21 protein-coding genes are annotated in these 22,670 nt (G+C 72.2%); 4 read left to right on the top strand and 17 right to left on the bottom strand.

Annotated elements, in window-relative coordinates; all coding sequences use genetic code 11:
- Positions 1 to 4: 4 nt before the first annotated feature.
- From metF to FVS66_RS01990, 4 genes are read right to left on the bottom strand one after another with little or no spacing between them, the layout of a single operon-like run.
- The gene (gene metF / locus FVS66_RS02005; protein WP_149179203.1) at positions 5 to 895 is read right to left on the bottom strand and encodes a methylenetetrahydrofolate reductase [NAD(P)H]; all 891 of its coding nucleotides are present in this window, start codon (positions 893 to 895) and stop codon (positions 5 to 7) included.
- On the bottom strand, positions 882 to 1,409 hold the full coding sequence (locus FVS66_RS34755; RefSeq protein ID WP_187645348.1) for a PfkB family carbohydrate kinase: 528 nt from the start codon (positions 1,407 to 1,409) through the stop codon (positions 882 to 884). The genes metF and FVS66_RS34755 overlap by 14 nt, the downstream gene beginning before the upstream one ends.
- Before the next feature lie 42 nt (positions 1,410 to 1,451).
- A complete protein-coding gene (locus tag FVS66_RS01995; protein WP_149179202.1) occupies positions 1,452 to 2,825 on the bottom strand; it encodes an aldehyde dehydrogenase family protein in 1,374 nt (457 codons plus the stop codon).
- Positions 2,825 to 3,925 carry a phenazine antibiotic biosynthesis protein gene (locus tag FVS66_RS01990; protein ID WP_187645347.1) on the bottom strand — a complete coding sequence of 367 codons (1,101 nt, stop codon included), beginning with the start codon at positions 3,923 to 3,925 and terminating at the stop codon, positions 2,825 to 2,827. Before FVS66_RS01990 ends, FVS66_RS01995 begins: the two co-directional genes overlap by 1 nt.
- A gap of 172 nt (positions 3,926 to 4,097) precedes the next feature.
- Between FVS66_RS01990 and FVS66_RS01985 the strand changes: the two genes are divergently transcribed.
- The gene (locus FVS66_RS01985) at positions 4,098 to 4,442 is read left to right on the top strand and encodes a hypothetical protein (protein ID WP_149179200.1); all 345 of its coding nucleotides are present in this window, start codon (positions 4,098 to 4,100) and stop codon (positions 4,440 to 4,442) included.
- A gap of 82 nt (positions 4,443 to 4,524) precedes the next feature.
- Here FVS66_RS01985 and FVS66_RS01980 read toward each other — a convergent pair whose 3' ends face one another.
- The 8 genes from FVS66_RS01980 to FVS66_RS01945 form a co-directional block, all read right to left on the bottom strand.
- Entirely contained in the window at positions 4,525 to 5,901 is a 1,377-nt protein-coding gene (locus tag FVS66_RS01980; RefSeq protein ID WP_149179199.1) for an FAD-binding oxidoreductase, read from the bottom strand.
- A gap of 76 nt (positions 5,902 to 5,977) precedes the next feature.
- The gene (locus tag FVS66_RS01975) at positions 5,978 to 7,597 is read right to left on the bottom strand and encodes an amino acid adenylation domain-containing protein (protein WP_149179198.1); all 1,620 of its coding nucleotides are present in this window, start codon (positions 7,595 to 7,597) and stop codon (positions 5,978 to 5,980) included.
- A gap of 65 nt (positions 7,598 to 7,662) precedes the next feature.
- Positions 7,663 to 8,313: a phenazine biosynthesis FMN-dependent oxidase PhzG gene (gene phzG / locus FVS66_RS01970; protein ID WP_149179197.1), complete on the bottom strand. Its 651-nt coding sequence runs from the start codon at positions 8,311 to 8,313 to the stop codon at positions 7,663 to 7,665.
- Positions 8,314 to 8,367: 54 nt separating this feature from the next.
- The gene (locus tag FVS66_RS01965; RefSeq protein WP_316248159.1) at positions 8,368 to 9,231 is read right to left on the bottom strand and encodes a PhzF family phenazine biosynthesis isomerase; all 864 of its coding nucleotides are present in this window, start codon (positions 9,229 to 9,231) and stop codon (positions 8,368 to 8,370) included.
- On the bottom strand, positions 9,228 to 11,216 hold the full coding sequence (locus FVS66_RS01960; protein WP_149179196.1) for an anthranilate synthase family protein: 1,989 nt from the start codon (positions 11,214 to 11,216) through the stop codon (positions 9,228 to 9,230). The genes FVS66_RS01965 and FVS66_RS01960 overlap by 4 nt, the downstream gene beginning before the upstream one ends.
- Positions 11,213 to 11,836 (bottom strand): isochorismatase family protein, encoded by a 624-nt coding sequence (locus tag FVS66_RS01955; protein ID WP_149179195.1) that lies wholly within the window; start codon positions 11,834 to 11,836, stop codon positions 11,213 to 11,215. The genes FVS66_RS01960 and FVS66_RS01955 overlap by 4 nt, the downstream gene beginning before the upstream one ends.
- A 46-nt stretch (positions 11,837 to 11,882) precedes the next feature.
- A complete protein-coding gene (locus FVS66_RS01950) occupies positions 11,883 to 13,058 on the bottom strand; it encodes a 3-deoxy-7-phosphoheptulonate synthase (RefSeq protein ID WP_149179194.1) in 1,176 nt (391 codons plus the stop codon).
- 35 nt (positions 13,059 to 13,093) lie between these two features.
- Complete coding sequence (locus FVS66_RS01945; protein ID WP_149179193.1) at positions 13,094 to 13,579, bottom strand: PhzA/PhzB family protein; 486 nt, start codon at positions 13,577 to 13,579, stop codon at positions 13,094 to 13,096.
- 453 nt (positions 13,580 to 14,032) lie between these two features.
- Here FVS66_RS01945 and FVS66_RS01940 point away from each other — a divergent pair, with 453 nt between their 5' ends.
- The 3 genes from FVS66_RS01940 to FVS66_RS01930 all read left to right on the top strand — a co-directional run bounded on the left by FVS66_RS01940 (position 14,033) and on the right by FVS66_RS01930 (position 17,541).
- Positions 14,033 to 15,214 carry a nucleotide disphospho-sugar-binding domain-containing protein gene (locus FVS66_RS01940; protein ID WP_187645346.1) on the top strand — a complete coding sequence of 394 codons (1,182 nt, stop codon included), beginning with the start codon at positions 14,033 to 14,035 and terminating at the stop codon, positions 15,212 to 15,214.
- 138 nt (positions 15,215 to 15,352) lie between these two features.
- Positions 15,353 to 15,991 (top strand): SDR family oxidoreductase, encoded by a 639-nt coding sequence (locus tag FVS66_RS01935; RefSeq protein ID WP_149179191.1) that lies wholly within the window; start codon positions 15,353 to 15,355, stop codon positions 15,989 to 15,991.
- Positions 15,992 to 16,146: 155 nt separating this feature from the next.
- Positions 16,147 to 17,541: an MFS transporter gene (locus FVS66_RS01930; protein WP_149179224.1), complete on the top strand. Its 1,395-nt coding sequence runs from the start codon at positions 16,147 to 16,149 to the stop codon at positions 17,539 to 17,541.
- On the opposite strand, the gene FVS66_RS01925 is transcribed toward FVS66_RS01930, so the two are convergent.
- From FVS66_RS01925 to FVS66_RS01905, 5 genes are read right to left on the bottom strand one after another with little or no spacing between them, the layout of a single operon-like run.
- Entirely contained in the window at positions 17,490 to 18,437 is a 948-nt protein-coding gene (locus tag FVS66_RS01925; RefSeq protein ID WP_149179190.1) for an alpha/beta fold hydrolase, read from the bottom strand. The two genes, FVS66_RS01930 and FVS66_RS01925, sit on opposite strands and share 52 nt — an antisense overlap.
- Positions 18,438 to 18,469: 32 nt before the next feature.
- Entirely contained in the window at positions 18,470 to 19,867 is a 1,398-nt protein-coding gene (locus FVS66_RS01920) for an NDP-hexose 2,3-dehydratase family protein (protein ID WP_149179189.1), read from the bottom strand.
- Positions 19,864 to 20,904 (bottom strand): NAD-dependent epimerase/dehydratase, encoded by a 1,041-nt coding sequence (locus FVS66_RS01915; RefSeq protein ID WP_262386753.1) that lies wholly within the window; start codon positions 20,902 to 20,904, stop codon positions 19,864 to 19,866. Before FVS66_RS01915 ends, FVS66_RS01920 begins: the two co-directional genes overlap by 4 nt.
- Positions 20,895 to 21,506, bottom strand: coding sequence for a dTDP-4-dehydrorhamnose 3,5-epimerase family protein (locus FVS66_RS01910; RefSeq protein WP_316248158.1), 612 nt, complete (start codon positions 21,504 to 21,506; stop codon positions 20,895 to 20,897). The genes FVS66_RS01915 and FVS66_RS01910 overlap by 10 nt, the downstream gene beginning before the upstream one ends.
- Positions 21,503 to 22,630 carry a DegT/DnrJ/EryC1/StrS family aminotransferase gene (locus FVS66_RS01905; RefSeq protein ID WP_149179187.1) on the bottom strand — a complete coding sequence of 376 codons (1,128 nt, stop codon included), beginning with the start codon at positions 22,628 to 22,630 and terminating at the stop codon, positions 21,503 to 21,505. Before FVS66_RS01905 ends, FVS66_RS01910 begins: the two co-directional genes overlap by 4 nt.
- Positions 22,631 to 22,670: the final 40 nt, after the last annotated feature.

Here is a 22,670-nt window from a genome sequence, read left to right as displayed (position 1 = left end):
TTGTTTATGACGCGGCCGTCGCGTACCGCGAGGCCAGCACGGCGCGGTGGATGTCCCGGGTCGCCGTGGACCGGTTGAGGGTGATGTAGTGCAGCCCGGGAGCGCCCTCGGAGAGGAGCCGTTCGGCCATGGCGGTCGCGTACTCCACGCCGATGCGGTGGCTGTCGGCCGGTCTGTCGCGGGCCGCGTCGAGCCGCCGGGCGAGCGCCTCGGGGAAGGCGGCGTCGCTGAGTTCGGCGAAGCGGCGGATCTGGCGTACGTCCGTGGCGGGCATGATCTCGGGGATGATCGGGATGGCGCAGCCCGCGGCCGCCACCCTGTCGCGCAGCCGCAGATAGTCCTCGACGTGGAAGAACATCTGCGTGACGGCGTAGTCGGCGCCGGCCCGGCACTTGTCGACGAAGTGGCGGATCTCGCTGTCCCAGTCGGGTGAGCGGGGGTGTCGCTCCGGGAAGGCCGCCACACCGACGCTGAAGTCGCCCATGGCCCGTACCAGTGAGACGAGTTCATGGGCGTATGCGAAGCCCTCGGGGTGCGGCACCCACGGGCCCCGCGGGTCTCCGGGCGGGTCGCCGCGCAGTACGAGGACGTCCCGGACGCCCGCGTCCGCGTACTGGCCGATGATGTGGCGGAGTTCGGCGGCCGAGTGGCCGACGGCGGTCAGATGGGCCACGGGGCACAGGGTGGTGTCCGCCGCGATGCGCTTGGTGAGGCCGACCGTGCGGTCCCGCGAGGAGCCGCCGGCGCCGTAGGTGACGGAGACGAAGGTGGGTGCCAGGGCCTCGATACGGCGTACGGCGTCCCACAGAGTGCGCTCGCCCTTCTCCGTCCGTGGCGGGAAGAACTCGAAGGAGAAGGAGGGGGTGCCGGTGGCGAGTACGTCACGCAGGCTCATGTACGGCCTCCAGGGCCGGCGCGAGCTGGGCGGCCGCCTCCGCGCCGTATGTCTCCCGTACGCTCGCGCGCAGTCGCGCCGGGTCCGCCGGGTAGCCCTGCGTGCCGACGGTGTCCAGCACGGAGGAGGCGAGGGCGCAGCCGAGCCGGGCGGCCGGGGTGAGGGGCAGGCCGTGGGCGACGGCGGCGAGGAACCCGGCGCGGAAGGCGTCGCCGGCACCGGTCGGATCGGTGACCCGCTCGCGTGGCACGGCGGGCACGAGCAGTTCCGGCCGCCCGTGCCGTTCGACGCGGACGCCGCGCTCCCCGAGGGTGGTCACCGAGGTGCCGACGCCGGCGAGGATGTCCTCGCGCGCGCGACCGGTGCGCTCGGCCGGCAGGGCGGCCTCGTACTCGTTGGCGGGAGGTCGGTCCTCCCGCAGCAGCGCGTCGAGAACGGTGTCGCTGATCTGGTCAGCGATCTTGTCGGGGTGACCCTGGGTCACGGACTCCGATGTGAAGAGACGACGGGACACAACGCTCCCCGGGGTTGCAGCGGCTGCTGGCTGACGGTGGACTCAGCGACGGAAGACGGTCTTGCTGCGCATCAGGAACTCGCCCAGGTGGCCGTCGTGCGGCAGTCCGGGGCGGTGCCAGTGCGTGGGGTGGCCGCCCACGTGCAGATTGCTGATCGTCGGTTCGGCGACGAGCGCGTCGACGAGGGCGTCGTCCTGGGTGACGGCCGTGAGCACCAGCGTGTCGCGGAGCGGCTCGATGCCGTCGTCGCGGCTCCACGGCGCGACCCAGACGCAGGGGAAGGGGACCTCGACGCCGATCTGCGGGGCGTCCGCGGCCGCGGTCTGGTGGACGGCGGGGCGCAGGACGGCGCTGCCGTCGCCGAGTTCGTCGACGAAACCGGTGCCGCCGAGCCAGGCCCGTGTACCCCGCGCCCGGTCGAGTACGAACCGCTCCAGCGCGCGTGCCGCCTTGAAGTGCTGCACGGGCAGGCATGCCTTCTCGTCGTGGGGCGGCAGACTCGGCAGCGTGGCCAGCCGCTCGGCGACGGCTCCGGCCAGAGGTGCCGGGTCACCCTCGACGAGGACGGCCGTGACGTTGACGCAGCCGCTCCCGCCGTGCCGGACCGCAGAATCGACGATCATGTCGAGGTGGTCGCGCCAGTCGGTGTCGGCGGTGAGGAGGATCTTGGATCGGCCGGGGCGCAGCGAGAGCACGTCCGGGTCGTCGGCGTAGCCACGGATGATCTCGTCGCCGCCGTAGGCGAGGTCGGCATTGCGGACGATGGCGTCGGCGGCCTCGTGCCCGCACGGCAGCAGCACCACATGGTCGGCTCCGAACCCGGCCTCGCGCAGCGCCAGGACCAGCCGGTGGGCGGTGAACGGCTCCCGGGCGGACGGGCGCACCGCGACGCGGTAACCGAGGGCGAGCGCCTCCGGCCAGAAGCCGTGGGTGCCGGGGTGGTTGCCCGGTACGTGCACCGCCAGCACCTCGCCGCGCCGGCTCCACACGGCCTGCCCGGTACGGGCCAGCGGGTCGCGCCAGTCGCTCACGGCGCCCGAGGGGCGGGCCTGCTGGACGCTGCGGTAGGACTGGCCGACCCGTTCGGCGCAGGTCCTGGTGGCGGTCCGGACGACGGAGACGGGGAGCCCGGACACCCGCGTGACCGCCTGCTCGTACTCCCGTACGGTCAGCCCGCCGAGCGTGGCGGACCGGAACAGCTCGGCCGCGCGGGCCAGCGCGGCGGACCGTTCGGCGGCCGGGAGCGGCGCCGCCGCGTGCAGGGCCTTCATGGCGCGGTTGACGAACAGCACGGGCGCGAGGCTCATCCCGGCCATGACGGCGCCGGTGACGTCGGTGATCTCCTGGCGGGTGTGGGTGCGGTACGGGCCGGAGGGGCCCAGTGCGTCCAGGACCGGAAGTCCGGGGTCGCCCATCAGTAGACCCCCTCGATGACGGTCTCGTCGTCGAAGCGGGCCACGGGGGCGATGCCCGCCGCCGAGTCCCCGATCGCCCCGTCGGGCGCGGGCACGCGGACCGCGGTGTCGCGCTCCAGGTTGTTGGGCAGCAGCAGCGCCTTGCTGACATGGTGCATCACGACCTGGCCGCGCCGGCCGTAGGCGACGGGGTCACCGGTCCCGGGGTCCACGACCTGGAAGGTGATGTACGGCGAGAAGGTGTCGAAGACGCACGGCTCGCCCGGCGGGGTGCCGTGCCGCTCGCCCGCGATGCCGAGGATCATCGTGCTGCCGTAGTGGCCGTAGAGAGTGGCCCCGGGAAAGATGTCGGTGCGGTACAACTGGGCGGTGTCGGGGTCCATCTGGGTGCCTCCCCAGCGGATCGCCCGGACCTTGGCGTTGACGAGGTCGACCAGTTCCTCGCGCTGGGCGATGCGTTCCAGCAGGGGCGGGGTCACCGTCATCACCCCGATGTCCTGGGTGCGCAGGATGTGCGCGGCCTGGTCGACGACGTGCTCGGCGTACGCGTCGGCCTGGGCGCCCTTGCCCTCGGAGATCAGGCGCTTGACCCAGCGCGGGTCGAGGTCGACCTGGAAGCCGTGGCGGCCGTGGGTGTGGGCGGAGCGGCGGAAGATCTCCCCCACGATGTGCGGGCCGGAGGGCGTGATGCCGAGCCAGTCGGCACCGCGCGGGAAGCCGTGCACGTCCAGGTTGGCATTGCTCCAGGCGACGAGCCGCTCCAGCCAGTCGCGCGGGCAGACGACGCGTTTGGGGGCGCCGGTGGTGCCGCCGCTCTCGTAGACGCCGACGATGTCGAAGTGTGCGCCGTAGCCGCGCGGGACCAGGTCGGCCGCGGGCACGTCGCGCAGTTCGTTGGCGACGTTCGGGAAGAGCTTCAGGTCCGCGTGTCCCTTGACGTCGGACAGGGGGTCGAAGTCCAGCGTCGCCATACGGCGCAGCCAGAACGGGGAACCGGTCTCGGGGCTGAAGTGCCATTCCATCGCGGCCCGGACGACGTCGTCGGGGTCAGGACTCGCATCATGGGGCAGGTCCAGGATCGACAGCTCTGCACGGGCCACGCGTCCTCCCATTCGCTCACGGGCTCGGGGCTGAATTGAGTGTGTACAGGGCATTCGATCAAGGGAATCGCCAGGGACGCCTGAGTAACGACTACTCAATTCCATTGCGCCGCAGGGTTTTTGAGAGAGAGGGTCTGGCGGTCGAATCACCCCTTGTTCGTACACTGACGCGATGAGGGCAATGATCGCTTGGTGGGACCTGACCGATTCCGCGCACACGGCCGAAACGCTGCGGGATTTCCTGCGTGAGGAGGCCGAGCAGTCGTGGTCGGACATTCCGGGTCTGCTGTTGAAGGTCTGGGTGTCCGATCCGGAGAGGAACCGCTGGGGAGCGGTGTTCCTGTGGGAGTCCGCGGAGGCCGCCGCCGCGGCGAAGCTGCCGCGCAGCGCCGCCGAACTGATCGGGTACCCGCTGGAGTTCCGTGAGTGGTTCGACATCGAGGCGACCGTCGAGGGCGGGCACGGGCTGTCGTCGCTCGCCGGGCTCGGGCTCGCACTTCAGCCGCCGGCCGCATAGGGGCCTGGGGGCAGAGCTGGGCTGAGACGCGGAACGGCGCCCCGGGTTCCTGGGGCGCCGTGGACGGGCTCGGGGCGATGCGTCAGGTGCGGCGGACCGGGGGGATGTTGCGGTTGCAGCGGAAGAGGTTGGCCGGGTCGACGCGGGCCTTCAGCTCCGCCAGCCGCCGGTGGTCGGCCGGCTCCCAGAAGTCGTCGGCGGGTCCCGGGACACTCTCCCCGTACACCAGGTTCTGGCACCGGCCGCCCACTGAGTGGCAGGCGACGGTGTCGAGTACGCGGCGCTGGGCGGCGCGTGCCTCGTCCGGGGTCACGCCCATGAGCGGTGTCAGCACCCGCAGGAGGTACCGCGCGTCGCGGTGGCCCACCGCGTTCGGCACCTCCGGCGGGCGGCCGAGGGCTCCGCCGAGGTGGCGTACGTCGACCACGCACGGCACCGGCGCGCCGGGCCCGGCCAGTTCGGTCACCGTCGCCGCCTGGGCCGGGCCGACGGCCCGTACGAGGACATTGTCGCCGAGGTACGCGTGCGGTACCGGCGGGTCGTCGTAGATGCTCCCGCACTCGGTGTAGGGCATCTCCGCGAGGGTGTCGGAGAGCAGCGGCCCGGCCGAGCGCAGCGGCGCGGCCAGCCGCTCCCCCGTACGGCAGTCCCCGGTGTACGCGACGCGTACGTGGCCCGCGTACCTGCCGCGCAGGTACGCGGGGAACACCGGCAGGTCGGGGTAGGCGACGAGCGACACCGAGGACGTCAGCTCCTCGGGGAGCGTCTCGGTCCAGCGCAGGTACAGCTCCAGGAGCCCCGGGGTGCGGTCGAGATCGAAGACGAGCTCGCCGCCGTAGATACGGCTGACCGGGACCAGGGCGATCTCCAGGGCGGTGACCGCGCCGAAGTTGGCGCCGGCGCCGCGCAGCGCCCAGAACAGCTCGGGGTCGGAGGCGGCCGTCACCCGGCGGGCACGCGCGTCGGGCGTGACGAGCTCGACGGCCCTCACATGGTCGGCGGCGTAGCCGAACTCGCGTCCCAGCAGGCCCAGTCCGCCGCCGAGTACGTAGCCGACGGCGCCCACGCCCGGCGACGAGCCGTTCAGCGGGGCGAGGCCGTAGCGGGCGGCGGCGTCGACGACGTCCCCGAACCGGGTGCCGGCCGCGACACGCGCGGTACGGGCCGGGGCGTCCACGGTCACGCCCTTCAGCGTGCCGGTGTCGACGAGGACACCGCCGTCGAGGGCGGCCGACAGGCCGTGGCCGGTCGCCTGGACGGCCACGGGCAGTGTGTGGCGGGCGGCGTGGTCGACGGCCGCCACGACGTCGTCGGGCCCGGCGGGCCGTAACAGCACGGACGGCTTGTGACGGTAGGCGGTCTGGAAGCCCGCGCAGCGGGCGTCGAACCCGTCGTCGCCCGGCAGCAGCACCGCACCGCGCACCTGGTCCGTCAGGGACCGCTCAGCCGCAGTGTTCATGGAGGGGGAGCACCTTTCTGGTGTATCCGGTGTATCCGGTGTATCCGGTGTATCCGGTGTTGCGCGTACGGGCGGGTCAGAGCGGGAAGGGTGCGAGCTCTCCGGAGGTCACCCGCGCGCGCAGCGCGTTGCGGTCGACCTTGCCGTTGGAGTTCAGCGGGAAGGTGTCGAGCGTGTGGTAGGTCAGCGGGATCATGTACGGCGGCAGCGAGTCGCGCAGCCCGTCGTCGACCGCGGGGATGTCCAGGCCGTCGCCGGACAGGACCGCGGCGAGGACCGTCACCCCGTCCTCGTCGCCCGGCACGGGCAGGACCACGGCCTCGGCCACGCCCCGCTGCCGGAGGAGGTGGGCCTCGACCTCGCCGGTCTCGACGCGGTGGCCGAGGATCTTCACCTGGGTGTCCAGCCGCCCCAGGTAGCCGTACTCCCCGTCGGCGGCCCTGCGGACGAGGTCGCCCGTGCGGTACCACCGGCCGGGCGCGCCGCCGTACGGGGCCGCGGTGTGGAAGGCGCTCTCGGTCTGTCCGGGAGCGTCGAGGTAGCCGTCGAAGACCTGCGCCCCGGAGAGGCACAGCTCGCCCACCTCGCCGTCGGCGACCGGGCGGCCGTCCTCGGCGAGCACGGCGGCCGCCATGCCCGGGTAGGGCGTCCCGATCGGCACGATGCCGTTGACGGCCCGCTCCGGCGAGGAACGCGGGTCCCAGCGGTGCGCCATGCAGGCGATGGTCGCCTCGGTGGGGCCGTACAGGTTCTCCAGTACGGAGCCGGGCGCGGCCTCCTGCCATGCCTCGGCCACCGTCGCGGGCAGCGCCTCGCCGCAGAAGAGGCTCCAGCGCAGGGACGGCAGGGACCCGGGCTTCAGCCGGCCCCTGCGGTGCTGGAGCACGGCCACGGACGGGACCGAGAACCAGACGGTGACGGCGTGGTCGCGGACGAAGTCGAGCGGCGCCATGAGGTCCGCGTTGTCCAGGGGCACCAGACATCCGCCGCTGCCCCACGCCATGAAAAGGTCGAAGACGGAGAGATCGAAGGTCTGGTCGAAGGTGTTGGTGAAGCGGTCGTCCGCCGTGAAGCCGTACCGCTCGGTGTTGACCCGCAGGAACGCGGACACGTTCGCGTGCGAGACCGGCACGCCCTTGGGCCGGCCGGTCGAGCCGGAGGTGAACAGGAGGTAGGCGCTGTCGCCGGGGTCCGGGAACTCCCGCCCCGTGAGGGGTTCGGTGGCCGCCACGTCGCCCCGGGCGAGGACGCGGACACCGCGGTCCGGCAGACCGGCGGGTGCCTCGTCGGTCTCCGGGAGCACCACGGCGGGAACCTCCCCGAGACCGTCGAGGAGGCCGCGCCGCAGCTGGGCGGCCCCTCCCCGGTCGGCCAGGAGCACCTCGGCGCGGGCCCTGCAGAGGATGTCCCTGTTGCGGGCCGCCGGGTACTTGGTGTGCAGCGGCACCACCGTAGCCCCGGTGTACAGGGCGGCCAGGAATCCGGCGTATGTGACGATGCTGCGGTGCCCGAGGACGGCGACCCGCCGGGGGCGGCCGCGCACCGCGGTGAGCGCGGCGGCCCAGCGCCGGGCGAGGTGGTCCAGCTCCGCGTAGGTCCAGGTGCGGCCGTCCAGGGTCAGTGCGGGGCGGTCCGGGTGGCGCCGCGCGGAGGAGTGGAAGCCGGCGTGGAGGAAGGGCGGGACAGATCCCTGCATGGTGTTCTCGCGTTCCGCTTCGAGGGTCTCGTGGGAGGGGGAGGCCGGGCCGTGGCCGGCCCCCGTCAGGGCTGGAGGCGGCTGACGCGCCAGCGGGCGTCGCCGTCGCGGTCGTAACGCAGCCGCTCGTGCAGCCGGTCCGTGCCGTCGGCCCAGAACTCCACACTTTCGAATCGGAGTTCGTAGGCGACGAAGGTGTCGGGGCAGTCCAGCGGCTGTCCGCCCTCCCCCAGCCGCCCGGCCCGCTCGCGCAGCGCCTCCGCGTCCTCGATGCTCTCCAGCGGCTCGCTCTGGCGGGAGGCCGTCGTCATGGCGTGGGTGAACACCGGCCTGGCGTACCACAGGGCTTCGGTGTCGGGCCTCGGCAGCCGCGCCACGGGGCCGGCGACGACGAGCTGCCGGCTGGTCTCGCGCCAGTACAGGACGCCGGACGCCCACGGGTTGCGGCTGATGTCGCGGCCCTTCTGGCTGCCGTCGTGGCTGAGGAACACGAACCCGTGGTCGGTGACCTGGTTGACGACGACCATCCGGGAGGAGGACCGGCCGCGCGCGTCGGCGGTGGCGAGGGCCAGGGCGCGGGGTTCGCGGACCTGGTGGGCCACCGCCTCGTCGAGCCACTCCCCTACCAGCCCGATCGGCTCGGCAGGGGGCTCCGCGTACTGCGGGAAGGTGACCCGCACGGTCCCGGTGAGCGATTCCGACCTGGTGCTGCTCATATGTGTTCTCCGTCTACCGGGGGTGTGGAAGGGGTTGCCGGGGCGCGCCGGCCGTCACAGCCGCAGGGTTCCTTCGAGTACGACGACGCCGTGGCCGCCCACCTCGACCGAGAACACCTCGTCGTCGGTGCCGTGGGCGATGGTGTGCATCGGTGAGGGCCTGCCCATCTCGACGCCCTGGGTGATCACGATGTGCTGCCCGTACTCGATCAGTCCGTGCCGGGCGAGGTGGATCGCGATGGGTCCGGCCGCCGAGCCGGTGGCCGCGTCCTCGACCACGCCGTACGCCGGTGAGAACATCCTGCTGCGCCACTCGGTGCCCGACCCGGCGAAGCAGTTGGCCGCCATGTCGGGGAACCGGGAGAGGGCCCGGTGGTCGGGGTCGAGCGCCGAGAGCTCCTCGACTCCGGGCAGACAGACCAGGACGTGGCGCGGGCCGTTGCGGTAGATGTCCACCGGCAGCACGGTGTCGCGCAGGCCCAGGGCGGCGAGCAGTTCGTCCCGCTGCTCGTAGGGTTCCCAGAGGGGCACCGGCTGCTGCATCCAGGCCGCCGTGGTCACGTCGCCGTCCCGGACGAGCTCGAAGGGGATGGTGCCCATGGCCGTCTCCAGCTTCAGCTGTCGCACGGGAAGGCGGTTGCCGAGGGCGATGGCGGTGCCGAGCAGCGGGTGGCCGGCGAAGGGCAGTTCGTTGACGGGAGTGAAGACGCGGATGTGCGCGTCGCCGCCCGCCTTGGGGCGAAGCACGAACGTCGTCTCGGACAGGTTCATCTCGCGGGCGATCCGCTGCATCTGGCCGGCGGTCAGGTCGTCACCGTCGAAGTAGACGGCGACCGGGTTGCCCTTGAGGGGCTCGGTGGCGAAGGCGTCGACCACTACGTAGGAGTGCATGGGGTTGTCTCGCTGTTCTGTGGTCATGCGCCGAGCGCGTCCCGCACAGCGGAGGCGAGGATCCGCGGACCGCCCTGGGTGAGCACCGACTCGGCGTGGAACTGCATGGACGCGAAGCGCGGGCCGCGCAGAGCGTGCACTTCTCCGGTGTGCGGGTCGCGGCTGACCTCCACCACGCCGACGCCTTCGACGTCCCGCTTGTCCTCCGGGCCGCGGGCGGCGAAGGTGTTGTAGAAGCCGACGCGTTCGGGTGTCCCGAAGAGGTCGATCTCCTTCTGCATGCCCTGGTGGGGGGTCCGCAGCCGGGTGACGGCGAAGCCGAGCTCGCGGCAGAGGATCTGGTGACTCAGGCACACGGCGACGAACGGCAGGCCCTGCCGCAGCAGGGTCCGTACGGCCGCACGCAGGTGCGCGATCCTGGGGTGGCCGGTGTCGCCCGGATCGCCCGGTCCCGGCCCCATGAACACGAGGTCGTACTCGTCGAAGGCGTACGGCTCGTCGAAGCGGCGTACGGTCACCCGCGGTCCGAGCGAGCGGAGCTGGTGGGCGATCATCGAGGTGAAGGTGTCCTCGGCGTCGACGATCAGTACCCGGGTGCCGTCGAGGCCGCCGACGGCGGGCCGCCGCTCGGGGGTGTCGTGCAGCCAGAAGCCGGCGACGGTGTCGTTGCGCCGGGCGAGAGCGGCCCGTACGTCGGGGTGGGCGGCGAAGCCGCGGGCGCCGCCGGACTCCAGGGCGGCGACGAGGCCGGCCGCTTTGGCGCGGGTCTCCGCGGCCTCGGACGCCGGGTCGGAGTGGCGTACCAGCGTGGCGCCGACGCCGATGCTCACCCGGCCGGTGCGGTCGATGTCCGCGGTGCGGATGAGGATGGCGGAGTCCAGCGTCCGCGCGCCGTGCGCGTCGCGCCCGATGAGGGCGGCCACCCCGCTGTAGTAGCCGCGTCCGCCCGGCTCGAACGCGTCGATGACGCGGCAGGCGCTCTCCAGCGGGGAACCGGTGACGGTCGGGGCGAACATGGTCTCGCGGAGGATCTCGCGCACATCGCGCCGGGTGCGTCCCTCGATGAAGTACTCGGTGTGCGCGAGGCGGGCCATCTCCTTGAGGTACGGGCCGCGGACGCGGCCGCCCGTCTCGCAGATGCGGGCCATCATCTTCAGTTCCTCGTCGACGACCATGTACAGCTCGTCGGCCTCCTTGCGGTCGGCGAGGAAGTCCATGACCTCGGGGAGGGCGGGGCCGCCGGCCGGGTAGCGGTAGGTGCCGCTGATGGGGTTCATCACGGCGGTGCGGCCGTCGACGCTGATGTGCCGTTCGGGCGACGCGCCGACGAACGTGCGGTCCCCGGTGTGGATCAGGAACGTCCAGTAGGCGCCCACCTCCTGCTCCGCGAGGCGGGCGAAGAACGACAGGGCGCTGTGCTCACCGTAGTCGGTGATGTCCGCGACGAAGGAGCGCTTGATGACGAAGTTCGCGCCCTCGCCGGTGCCGATCGCCTCGTCGACGACCCTGCGCACAGTGTCCTGGTAGGTGTCGTCCGGCACGTCGAAGTGGGCGCCCTTCAGCGCCGTGGGGACCTGCGGGATGCGCGCGAGGGCGTCCGCGAGCGGCGTCCGCTGCTGTTCGGTGACGGTGAGCGCGATCAGCGGGGCGCCGTCGTCGCGTGCCGCGTAGCCGCGCTCGGCGATCTGGCGGTACGGGACGAGGGCGAGGACCTCGTGGCGGGGACCCTCGACTCCTGCCGTGTCTCGTCCGGCCGCGTCGGGTCCGGCCGGTCCGTCCGGCAGGGGAATGCCGGCGAGCGTCGCGGGCGTCGTGATCTCGCCGACGAGGACGTCGAGAACCCGGGCGGCGCCGAAGGCCCCGGGTGTGCCGGGTGCGCCGGGTGCGCCGGGGGTGCCGGGGGTGCCGGAGGCGTCGCCGCCGCTCGCGGCCTCCGGCCGGTGCAGCAGGGCGTAGGCGGCCGGGCGGTCGGTCAGGATCCGGTCGAGCAGGTCACCGGGGCGCTCGCTCATGCGAGGACCTCCTTCGCCGTGACGACCCTCGCGCACCGCTCGGCGGCGTAGGTGAGGGCGAGCCGGTGGTAGTGGGCTGAGAAGTCGGCGACGGCGTCGGCGACGAGGAACGGCTGGATGTCGTGGGCGAACGCGTCCACGGCCGTCATCAGGACGCCGACGTGGGCGTAGACCCCGCAGACGACGAGCTGGTCGCGGCCCGAGTCCCGCATGCGCTCCAGGAGCGACGAGTGGTGGAAGGCGCTGTAGCGCCACTTGGTCAGCTGCCAGTCGCCGTCCGACGGGGCGAGTTCGTCGACCACCGCCCGGTCGCCGGGTTCGCGGCGCATGCCAGGGCCCCAGAAGTCCTTCAGCAGGCCGCGTTCCTCCTCGGTCATGCTGCCCGGCTGTGCGGTGTACGCCACGGGCACACCGGCGGCGGCGCACCGCTCGCGGAGGTCGGCGGCGTTGCGTAAGAGCTCTTCGCGGAGGGTGTCGGGGAACCGCGCCAGGAAGTAGCGCTGCATGTCGTGGACGAGGAGGACCGCGCGGTCCGGGTCGGGTGTCCAGCGGGCGGTGTTGGCGGGCAGGTCGCCCGCGGTCGGTAACGCATAGGGCTCGATGAGGGGTATGCCGGCCATGGCCTTGCCTTCCAGTGACTGACTCGGGGCCTCTGACACGTCCGGGTCACGCGTTCCAGGCGGCGGCCACCGACAGGGCCTGCCGCGGATTGAGTCTCGGGTCGCAGAACGTCGTGTACTTGTCGCCGACCCGGCCGAGTCCGGTCTCGTGGGAGACGCATTCGGTGACGTCGTTCGGCGTGGTCTCCAGATGCAGTCCTCCGCACACCCCGCCCGCGGTGGCCACGGCCTCCTGAAAGTCCGTCACTTCGCGGATGACGGTGTCCACGTGCCGTGTCTTGTTGCCGTCGGGTGCGGTGACGGTGTTGCCGTGCATGGGGTCGGTGAGCCAGATCGCCGGGTGGCCGGCCGCGCGGACGGCCTCCACCAGCGGAGGCAGCCGGTCGGCCACGAGGTCGGCGCCCATCCGGGCGATCAGGGTGAGCCTGCCCGGCTCCCGGTCCGGGTCGAGGCGTTCGCACAGCGCGAGCAGTTCGGCGGGCTCCGTCGACGGGCCCGCCTTGCAGGCCACGGGGTTGCTCACCTCGGCCAGCAGCGCGACGTGCGCGCCCTCCGGCCGGCGGGTGCGTTCCCCGATCCAGGGCCAGTGCGTCGATCCGAGGTAGGTCCTGCCGCGGTCGTCGGCGCGGAGCATGGGTATCTCGTAGTCCAGCAGCAGCGCCTCGTGGCTCGTCCAGACCAGGGGTGCGACGGGGTCCGGTCCGGCCGCGCCGCGAGGCCAGCCCAGGTGCTCCATGATGTCGGCCGCGGCCATGTAGCCGGTGAGGATGCGCAACGGGTCGGGGCGCCGGGCGTCCGGGTCCGGCTCGGGGCCGTTGACCATGTGCCCGCGGAACACGGGTAGCACGGTGTGGCCGACGGTCTCGGTCGCGCGGGAGCGAGGCTTGGTGAACTGGCCGGCCATGCGCCCCACGCGGATGACCGGCTTGTGCGCGTTCATGCGCAGGGTGCCGGCGAGCAGGTCGAGGAGCGCGGCCTTGCGCGAGACGTCCCCGGCGGTGCACTCGGCCGGGTCCTCCGCGCAGTCGCCGGCCTGCACGACCAGGGCCTCGCCTGCGGCCACCCGGGCGAGCGCGGCACGGAGCCGGCGCACGTCGTCCGGCCGTACGAGCGCGGGTCTCGAGGCCAGCGCGTCCCCCACCCGTTCCATCTGCGGCAGGTCGGGCCAGTCGGGCTGCTGCAGGGCCTCACGGTCCCTGATGTCGCGCAGGACTTCGTCCACAGGGTGTCTCCAAGGTGGCGACGAGGGATTTCCGGTCAGGTGGGGATGCCGGCGCGCTTGATCTCCGGAACGGGAATGCCCAGGGCACGCAGCTGATCGAAGGGGTTCATGAACTCCCGCTGCAGCTTGATCTTTCCGTTCTCGAACTCGAACGAGTGCAGGAAGTGGTTCTGGTAATAGCCCTCGGGATAGTCCGCGAAGAGAATCTTGCCGCGGCCGTCGCACTCGACCCAGAAGCGGTTCGGGTCCTGCGTCTCGAAGATCTCGACGTTGTACCACTCCCAGTCCGGGAAGGTCTTCAGGGACCACACGGCGTGCTCACCGAGCCGATCGCGTCCGTTGATGCTGATCGGGGCGCCGGTGTCGGTGGTCCAGAGACCGCCGCGGCCGTCCTCCGTGAACAGCAGATGGCGCCGGAGGCGGTCCTCGCCCCTGGCGGCCATGTACTTCTCCACCGTCGCGCGGTTGGCCCGACGGACCTCTGCCTCGTCGGTGAAACCGTGCGGAGCGGATTCGGACATGCCTGTCTCCCAACTCTGTGACGTGCGAGGGAAAGGACGGCTCTCTCGGCGTGCGCCCGGACCGGACAGGGTGGCGGGGCCGGCGGGAACGGCGCACCGGGCCGTTTCCACAAGTCTGGCCGCTCGCCGAGGTGTCGGACAAGGAAGAGAGTTTCAGCGGGACGTCAGACTCGGTCACGTTCACCGAGGCTTCCGCAAGGCGGGGCCCGGATTGTCAGACGAGCGTCAATTCACCGCCAAATCGCGTACAGACGGCGCCTGGTGCACCCGACATCACCGAAGCTTTACCCGACAGGTGGCAACAGCAACGGGTCCGGCTCTTCACGTACGTCCCGTACGTCCTGTGTTCCTCCCGCACTCCTACCGCACTCCTCCGAACCTCTTCCGTACGACTCGACGTGCCGCCCCCGTGCGGGGTCGCGTCGGTCCCGCATGAAAGGCACGTCGGCGAGCATGCGCTTCCTGTTCACCACCACGCCCGGCTTCTCACACACCGTTCCCCTCGTCCCGCTGGCCCACGCGGCCCGCCTCGCCGGCCACCAGGTGCTCTTCGCCGCCGGCGGCCCGGCCCTGCGCGCGGCGACCGAGGCGGGCCTGTCCGCCGTCGACGCGGCTCCGGGCCAGGACCTCACGGCGCCCTATGTGCGGCTCGCGTCGACCGCCATCGGCGACGACCTGTCCGTCGAGTTCGTCATGGAGCAGGTCTTCGGCGCGTTCGGTGAGATCGGCGGCATGATGCTGCCCGGCCTGGTGCGCACAGCCCGGGACTGGCGCGCCGATGTGGTGCTGTATCCGCCGATGCTCCCCGTGGGGCTGCCGGCGGCGCGCGCGGCCGGCGCCCTGGCCGTCGAGCATGGCATCGGTCTGCGCCACCCGATGTTCCCGCTGCTCACCGAGGCGGTGCCGGCGGTCCTCGCGGAAGCCGGGGTGACCGAGCTGCCGCGCCGCCCCGACGCGGAGCTGAGCCTGGGTCCCGAGTCCCTCGAGAAGATCAACCCGACCGCGCCCCGCGAGCCCGTGCCGTACGACCTTCTGACGATGCGCCCCAGCTCGTACAACGGCGGCGGCCGGGTGCCCGACTGGGCGCTGAGGGCCCCGGAAGGCCGACCGCGTGTCCTGGTCACGCTCGGGTCGGTGCCCGCGCACAACGACACCCAGGTCGATGTGCTGCGCGAGGTCGTCCGCGGCGCCGAGGCCCTGGACGCCGAGGCGGTCGTCACCTCCGGCGGCTCCGATCTGACGGAGAAGCTGGGCGTACTGTCCGGGCGCGTCCGTCTGATGAACGAGTTCCTGCCTCTCGGCGCGGTCCTGCCGACCTGTGCCGCCGTGGTCCACCACGGTGGCATGAGCACGATGTTCTCCGCCCTCGCCGCCGGCGTCCCGCAGGTGGTCGTCCCGACGACGAAGGGCGACGCGCTGACGAACGCCCAGGTCGTCGAGGAGCGCGGCGCAGGGGTGACCGTCGACCCGGCCGTGTGCACCGCGGCCACGGTCGGCGAGGCGCTCCGCAGGGTCGTACGGGAGCCGGGCTTCCGCGCGGTCAGCGAGGACGTCGCCGCGGAACTGGCGGCCATGCCCGACCCCCTCGCGGTCGCCGGGCGGCTCGCCGAACGCGCCCGTACCCGCCGGGGCTAGGGAGTGTCCGGCGGATCACGCCCGGCCGCGGGGCCCGGCCCGGAATCGGGGCCCGGCCGCGGGGCCCGGCCCCGATTCCGCCGTGCAGCCGCCGGACACTCCTCGGCCATCACCTCCGACACCGGAAGTCAGAGGATCATGCACCTCACCGTCTTCGGCGCCACCGGCGGCACCGGCCGGCTCGTCGTCGAGCAGGCCATCGACGCCGGTCACGAGGTGCGGGCGGTCGTCCGCACCCCCGCCAAGCTTCCCCTGGAGCACCCGCGGCTGCGGAAACTCCAGGCGGACCTGTTCGCCCCGGACACGCTGAAGCCCGCCCTCACGGGCGCCGACGCCGTCGTTTCGGCGCTCGGCGCCCCGAGCCGCAAGGACACCGGTCAGATCTGCGCGAACGGTGTGCGGAGCATTCTGACGGCGATGGAGGCCACCGGTGTGCGGCGCATCGCGGCGATCAGCGCACAGCCGGTGCTGCGCTCCGGCGCGGGCGAGCCGTTCTGGTTCCGGACGACCGTGACGCCGATCGTCCGGGCGGTCTACCGGAACAACTACGCCGACCTGGAGCTGATGGAGCGAATCCTCGCGGAGAGCTCCGCCGACTGGACCGTGCTGCGGCCCCCGTATCTCACCGACAAGCCGGGCACCGGCCGGTACCGCACCGCGTTGGAGGCCAATGTCAGCGGCTCCGCTCTGACCCGCGCGGATCTCGCGAAGGCGCTGCTCGACGTGGTGGACGACCTGGCCACGGTCGGCCACGCGATCGGCGTCGCGGGCCTGTGACAACTCGCACCTGACCGACCTCCTGAGGAGAAGCACCCGTGTCCCGACCCGACATCCGTCCGGACGCCGCCTCCGCCGGCACCTCCGCCGACGCGGCCCCGGACGGCACCCGCCCGGCCGACGGCCGGCGCTGGTGGGCGCTGGTCTTCATCGGCATGGCCCAGCTGATGGTCGTGCTCGACGCGACGATCGTGAACATCGCCCTGCCGTCGGCGCAGTCTGCCCTCGACTTCACCGACGGCGACCGGCAGTGGATCCTGACCGCGTACGCGCTGCCGTTCGGCAGCCTGCTGCTGCTCGGCGGGCGTCTCGCCGACCTGTTCGGCCGCCGGCGTGCCTTCCTGACCGGGCTGATCGGCTTCGCCGCCGCGTCGGTGGCCGGCGGCGCGGCGGTCAGCTTCGAGATGCTGGTGGCGGCGCGAGCGGGCCAGGGCATCTTCGGGGCGCTGCTGGCGCCCGCCGCGCTGTCGCTGCTGACCACGACGTTCACCGATCCCGGTGAGCGCGCCAAGGCGTTCAGCGTGTTCGGTGTCATCGCGGGCGCCGGCGGAGCGATCGGCCTGCTGCTCGGCGGTGTACTCACCGAGTACGTGGACTGGCGCTGGTGCCTGTACGTCAATGTGGTCTTCGCTCTCACCGCGTTCGCCGGGGGCCTCTTGGCGCTGCCCCGGCCCGGGCCCGGCGGGTCGCGGCCGCGGCTGGACCTGCCCGGCACGGTGGCGGTCTCCGCCGGGGTGTTCAGTCTGGTCTTCGGCTCGGCGAACGCCGAGCGCAGCGGGTGGGGCGCGGTGTCGGCCTGGGGCTATCTGGTGGCCGGTACCGCCTTGCTGGTGGTCTTCCTGGGGTGGCAGGTCCGGGCGTCGGATCCGCTGCTGCCGCCGCGCATCCTGCTGGACCGGAACCGGGGCGCGTCGTTCCTCGCCATCCTGGTCGTCGGCTGCGGCCTGATGGGCGTTTTCCTCTTCCTGACGTACTACCTCCAGCTGAGCCTCGGCTACTCGGCGCTCAACACCGGTCTGGCGTTCCTTCCGATGATCGGCGCCATGGGTGTGGCACCGATCGTGGCAGCGGGCCTGGTCCCGAAGATCGGGCCGCGCCCCGTGATCCCGGTGGGGATGGCCGTGACCGCGGCGGGACTCGTCTGGCTGACGACGCTCGACCTGGGCAGCGGCTACGTGACCGGTGTGCTGCCGCCGCTGGTCGTCGTGGGCGCGGGACTCGGCGGCGCGATGGCTCCGGCCATCAACCTGGCCGTGTACGGCGTGGCCGCCCGCGACTCCGGTGTCGCGTCGGCGACCGTCAACATGGTGCTCCAGGTGGGTGGTTCGGGCGCTCTCGCGGTGCTGAACACGGTGGCCACCGCCACCGCGACCGACCGGCTGGCAGGCCGGGAAGCCACCGCGCAGGCCGTACGGGAGGCCGCGCTGCGCGGTTACGCGACGGCCTACTGGTGGTCGGCGGCGCTCTTCCTCGTGGGGGCCGTGGTGTGCTTCGCGCTCTACCGCCCCGGCAAGGTCGACATCGACCCGAACGGCCCCGTACCGGTGTGAGGCCGCCCGGCGGCGGACCGGGCGGGCGCGGTGGCGACGCCGAGCGCGCACTCCTCGGCGAAGGCCAGTACCCGCAGGTGGTGGGCGCGGGCCGTCCAGCCGAGGCTGATGTTGTGCCCGGCGGCGCTCTGCCGGTCCACCTGGACGCGGGGCGCCGCGGCGAGGAGTTCGATCATCTCCCCGATCGCCTCCTCGTCGTGGCGCCACCACCCCTCGTACTCGGCGAAGGTCAGCCGGACCGGGACCCGCACCCGTGCGGCCACCTCCGGGAAGGCGTCGGGCCAGCGCACGGCCTCGGCCCGCTCCCGGGGCGGGAGCGGGCACACGACAGGGGCGACGGTGGAGAACGTACGCGGCGGATACAGGCGCAGGGGCCCCCAGTGCCGCATGCGGTCGCTGCCTGCCGGGCCCGCCTCCGGCAGGGACGGCGGCCCGTCGGCGTACCGGTGGCCGCAGCCGTTGACGTCCACGCCGAGCAGCCGTTCGTGCACCTCTTCCGCGGCGGCGGCCAGGGCGACCTTGCCGCCGAAGGAGTGGCCGAGCAGCACGACACCGGCGCCGGCCGGATACCGCGAGGTGAAGTCGGCGAGCGCGGCACGGACCGCCTCGACCTGGTCGGCGAGATACCGGCCGTCGGGCAGGTCCTCGGCGGAGCGGCCGTAGCCGGGGCGGTCCAGGGCGAGCACGGTGTGACCGAGGCCCGCGCCGAGGGTGAGCAGGGAGACGCTCGGGTCCGCCTGTCCGTCGAAGTAGCCGGCGTTCATGCCTCCGCCGTGCAGGGCGACGACCAGGGCGCGCGGCTCGCCCGCCGGCTCGGCGAGCAGAGCGGACAGCGCCGTACCGGCAGCGTCCAGGGTGATGCGGCGGACGCCGCCGGACAGTGGCGCGGGCTCCATGACTCCTCCTCGGGAAGCGGCTCACGGCCGGGCTACAGCCGCACCGCGCGGGCGTTGAGGCAGGCGAGCAGGGTCCTGGCCTGGACGTTGACGTAGTGCCCGTGCGCGGTCAGCGCGTTCAGCTGGTCCACGGTCGCCCACTGGTAGCCGGGCGGGACGGCCGTCGCCTCCTCGGCGGCGCCCTGGCTGTCCGCCTCGACGAAAAGGTAACGGATGCTCGCGTTCAGGAACCTGCCGCCTTCCTCCGAATGGACGGCCTCGTAACGGATCCGCTCCGGAGCGGCGGCCAGCACCGCGTCGAGGAACGGCGGCCGGTCCTCGGGCGGCAGGTGCTCCCAGTTGCCGGGGGTGGCCTGGACGGTCGGGGCCAGTTCGATCGTGTCCAGGTACCCGGCCTCCACCTTGGCGTTGACGAGTACGTGCGGTACGCCGCCCAGGCGCCGGAACACGAACGCGGCGACGCCGGTTCCGCATGGTTCGATCAGTGGCTGGGACCAGCCGGTGACTTCCCGGTTGCCGGCTTCGACGGTGACCCCGGTGACGCGGAAGTACCGCCCGTCGGGCCGCCCGATGCCGCCCTCCGCGTCCCGCTGCCAGCCGTCGGCCCGGGCGAGGGGGATGAGGCGTGCGTCGATGTCGTGGCGGGCCCGCTCGGCGGTGAACCAGGACAACAGCTCGGTGTCGGAGTGCAGGGCCCCCGGCTCGGGCACCGCCATCGGAAAGCAGGACAGGACCGTACGGGCGTCCATGTTGACCACATGGTCGAGCCGGAGCAGTTCGCCGATCTGCCCGAGGGTCAGCCAGCAGAAGTCGTCGTGGCGGGGTGTCTCCGCGTCGGTCTCGACCAGTATGTTCCGGTTGGCCTTGCGGTAGAACCAGGAGCCGTGTTCCGACTGGAGCGAGTCGGCCAGCACCTGGCCGCGCGAGGGGTCGGCGAAGTGCTCCAGGTATTTCACACCGGCGCCTTCGTGGACGCGCTGGTAGTTGCTGCGGGTAGCCTGGACGGTGGGTGACAGCTGGAGGAGATTGGGGTTCCCGGGCTCCATCTTGGCCTGCATGAGGAAGTGCAGGACCCCGTCGAACTCCTTGGCCAGGATGCCGAGTATCCCCACCTCGGGCTGGTGGATGATCGGCTGCCGCCAGCTGCCGAACGGCCCCTCGTCGACCGTTGCGGCCAGTCCCCTCACGGAGAAGAACCGGCCGCTGTGGTGGACGAGGTCGCCGGTGCCCGGCGCGAAGGACCAGCCGTCGAGCCGGTCGAGCGGCACCTTTCGTACGGCGAACCGGTGGGCTCGGGCCCGCTCGGCGAGCCATCCGGGGACGTCGGCGGTACGGAGGTGGTGGCCGTGGCCGACAGCAGCCGCCGACCGGGCCAGCCGCGCCGCCAGGTCCTGGGCGGTGCGGGGGCGCAGGAGCGCGGCGGCGGTCATGCCGGGCCTCCGCTTCCTGTGCTCTTGCTGCTGCCCTGTTCCCGTTCCGCCTCGTCGGCGAGGTAGGTGACGGTGCGGCGCAGGGCCTGGTGCAGTGGCGTCCGGGGTTGCCAGCCGGTGACGGTGTGGAAGGCGGAGGCGTCGATGGTGACGCTGGTGAAGTCTCCGGCTTCGGCGTGGGCGGGCGGCTCCACGGACACGACGGGTACGGGTGGCTTGCCGGTGCGCTCGGCCACGAGGCCGGCGACCTGTTCGAAGACGGGGCCGAGGGGTTGGCCTTGGCCGGTGCCCAGGAGCCAGTGGCGCCCGGCGAGGGCGTCGGTGTGGTCGATGGCGGCGACGACGGCGCGGGCGAGGTCGTCGATGTAGAGCAGGTCGCGGCGGACGGTGCCGTCGTGCCACATCGTGATCGGGTCCCCGGCCAGCGCGCGGCGGGCCATGGCGGAGACGATGCCCCGGTCGCGGGCGGTGGAGTGCGGGTTGTAGCCGAAGACGGTGGGCAGTCGCAGCGACGCCGCGCGCAGCACGCCGCGGCCGTCGGCATGGAGGAGGTGGCGTTCGGCGGCGAGTTTCTGCCGGTCGTACTCACCCGCCGGATGGTCTTCCTCGGTGCCGTCGAGGACCTGCTTGCCGGTCGGGCCGACCTGGGAGGCGGCTCCGGTGAAGACGACCTTCGGCGGTGGCCCGCCGGTGCGCTCGGCGAGGGTGTGGACGAGGTCGCGGGCCAGGCCGACGTTGACGCGTTCGGCGGCCGTGTCACCGTCCTCGATACGCCATGTGGAGGTCGCCGCGCTGTACAGGGTGGCGAGGACGATGACGTCGGCGCCGGCGACCGCGGCCGCCATCGCGCCCGGCTCCGTCAGGTCCGCCGTATGGACGTCGATCTCGGCGCGGCCGTCAGCGGGTATCGCCGCGGGGCGGCGTGAGACGGCGCGTAACCGTACGGGCCGGGCGGCGAGTTCGCGCAGGACGGCGGAGCCGACGAAGCCGGTGGCGCCGAGCAGCGCGATCCGGTGGGGTGGGGGGTTCACTGCCACAGCGCCGCCTCCACCTTCCGGCATGTCTCGTACTCCGGCAGCAGGCCCAGCTCGCGTGCCTCGGCCAGCGTGGGCGCGGCCTTGTCCCTCTCGGACTGCGCCAGATCGAAGCCGTCCGGGATCGTCAGACCGAGCTGCGGGTCGAGGGGGGAGACGGCGAGCTCGTTGGCGGCGACATATCCCTCGGACATCACGTAGACGACCATCGAATCGTCCTGCACGGAGAGGAAGGCGTGCCCCACACCGACCGGGATGTACAGCGCCTGGCAGGTGTCACCACCGAGCTCGGTGGACTCCCACCGCCCGAACGTCGGCGACCCCACCCTCAGGTCCACCAGATAGTCCCGCACACGGCCATAAGGGCAGTAGACATACTTGGCCCGTCCCGGCGGAGTCGTCGTGTAATGGATGCCCCGCAGCACCCCCCGCGCCGACAGATTGTGGCTGATGTCCTTCACCGGGAAGAGCGACCTGCCACGGGCTCCCGCGAAAGGCGTGTCCTGATACGGCGAGGTGAACAGCCCACGGTCGTCCCGGTACACGGGCGGAGTGAACATGAACGCGCCCTCGATACCCAGCTTCTGCACCTTCACCGCACTCACTTACCCTCCGCCGTGAGGACGTCGCGCAGGGCGTGGATGACGCGGTCCTGCACCGCCTCGGGCAGCGAGGGATACATCGGCAGGGAGAAGACCTCCCCGGCCAGCCGCTCCGTCACCGGCAACGACCCCGCCTCCCAGCCCAGATGAGCAAACCCCGACATCGTGTGCACCGGCCACGGATAGCTGACGTTGAGATGGATGTCGTAGGCCTTCAGAGCCTCCACAATCGCGTCACGGCGCGGATGCCGGACCACATACACGTAATAGACATGGCTGTTCCCCGCACCGGTCACCGGCAGCCGAAGCCCACCCGGACCGGCCAGATCCCCCAGACCCTCCTCATACCGGCGGGCCACCGCGTTCCGGCCCTCGATATAGGAGTCGAGACGGGTCAGCTTGCGGCGCAGGATCTCCGCCTGCACCTCGTCCAGACGCGCGTTGTGCCCCGGCGTACGGACGACGTAATACACCCGGTCCATGCCGTAGTAGCGCAGCTGTCGCATCGCCGCATCGGTCCCGGCGTCCGAGGTCAGCACCGCACCACCGTCACCGTAGGCGCCCAGCACCTTCGTCGGATAGAACGAGAACGCCGCCGCATCCCCCATCGTCCCCGCCGGCCGCCCATGATGACGCGCCCCATGCGCCTGGGCACAGTCCTCCAACACCTTCAGCCCATGCCGCTCCGCGATACGGAGCAACGGCTCCATGTCGGCACACTGCCCGTACAGATGAACCGGCAGCAGCACCTTCGTCCGCTCCGTCACCGCCGCCTCCACCCCGGCGGGATCGATCAGGAAGTCCTCCTCACGGACATCGACGAACACCGGCGTCGCCCCTGTCGACACGATCGCCACCACCGTCGGCGCCGCCGTGTTCGAGACCGTGATCACCTCATCGCCCGGACCCACACCCAGCGCCTCCAACGCCAGCTTCAACGCGTTGGTCCCGTTGTCCACCCCCGTACACAGACCGCCACCGTGATATGCCGCGAACTCCTCCTCGAAACCCTTCACACTCTCACCCAGCACAAGACGACCCGACGCGAACACCTTCCCCACCGCGTCGAGGATGTCGTCCTTCTCCTTCTCGTACTCCGGCAGGTAATCCCAGACGTGGGTGCTCACAGGGGTGCTCCTCTTGTTCGTCGTGTCGGGGGCGGCGGGA

Origin of the sequence: Streptomyces sp. TRM49041 (assembly GCF_008271805.1) — a bacterium.
Classification (GTDB): Bacteria; Actinomycetota; Actinomycetes; order Streptomycetales; family Streptomycetaceae; genus Streptomyces.
The sequence above is the reverse complement of the archived record's forward strand: the minus strand, read 5'-3'. Positions and strand labels throughout refer to the sequence as shown.

What these genes read in the sequence shown, in the direction of transcription:
- metF (WP_149179203.1), bottom strand. Translation starts at nt 895, where the DNA reads ATGAGCCTGCGTGACGTACTCGCCACCGGCACCCCCTCCTTCTCCTTC.
- FVS66_RS01980 (WP_149179199.1), bottom strand. Translation starts at nt 5,901, where the DNA reads ATGAACACTGCGGCTGAGCGGTCCCTGACGGACCAGGTGCGCGGTGCG.
- FVS66_RS01930 (WP_149179224.1), top strand. Translation starts at nt 16,147, where the DNA reads ATGGCCCAGCTGATGGTCGTGCTCGACGCGACGATCGTGAACATCGCC.
- FVS66_RS01995 (WP_149179202.1), bottom strand. Translation starts at nt 2,825, where the DNA reads ATGGGCGACCCCGGACTTCCGGTCCTGGACGCACTGGGCCCCTCCGGC.
- FVS66_RS01975 (WP_149179198.1), bottom strand. Translation starts at nt 7,597, where the DNA reads ATGCAGGGATCTGTCCCGCCCTTCCTCCACGCCGGCTTCCACTCCTCC.
- FVS66_RS01925 (WP_149179190.1), bottom strand. Translation starts at nt 18,437, where the DNA reads ATGGAGCCCGCGCCACTGTCCGGCGGCGTCCGCCGCATCACCCTGGAC.
- FVS66_RS01960 (WP_149179196.1), bottom strand. Translation starts at nt 11,216, where the DNA reads ATGAGCGAGCGCCCCGGTGACCTGCTCGACCGGATCCTGACCGACCGC.
- FVS66_RS01935 (WP_149179191.1), top strand. Translation starts at nt 15,353, where the DNA reads ATGCACCTCACCGTCTTCGGCGCCACCGGCGGCACCGGCCGGCTCGTC.
- FVS66_RS01920 (WP_149179189.1), bottom strand. Translation starts at nt 19,867, where the DNA reads ATGACCGCCGCCGCGCTCCTGCGCCCCCGCACCGCCCAGGACCTGGCG.
- phzG (WP_149179197.1), bottom strand. Translation starts at nt 8,313, where the DNA reads ATGAGCAGCACCAGGTCGGAATCGCTCACCGGGACCGTGCGGGTCACC.
- FVS66_RS01985 (WP_149179200.1), top strand. Translation starts at nt 4,098, where the DNA reads ATGAGGGCAATGATCGCTTGGTGGGACCTGACCGATTCCGCGCACACG.
- FVS66_RS01965 (WP_316248159.1), bottom strand. Translation starts at nt 9,231, where the DNA reads ATGACCACAGAACAGCGAGACAACCCCATGCACTCCTACGTAGTGGTC.
- FVS66_RS01945 (WP_149179193.1), bottom strand. Translation starts at nt 13,579, where the DNA reads ATGTCCGAATCCGCTCCGCACGGTTTCACCGACGAGGCAGAGGTCCGT.
- FVS66_RS01940 (WP_187645346.1), top strand. Translation starts at nt 14,033, where the DNA reads ATGCGCTTCCTGTTCACCACCACGCCCGGCTTCTCACACACCGTTCCC.
- FVS66_RS01955 (WP_149179195.1), bottom strand. Translation starts at nt 11,836, where the DNA reads ATGGCCGGCATACCCCTCATCGAGCCCTATGCGTTACCGACCGCGGGC.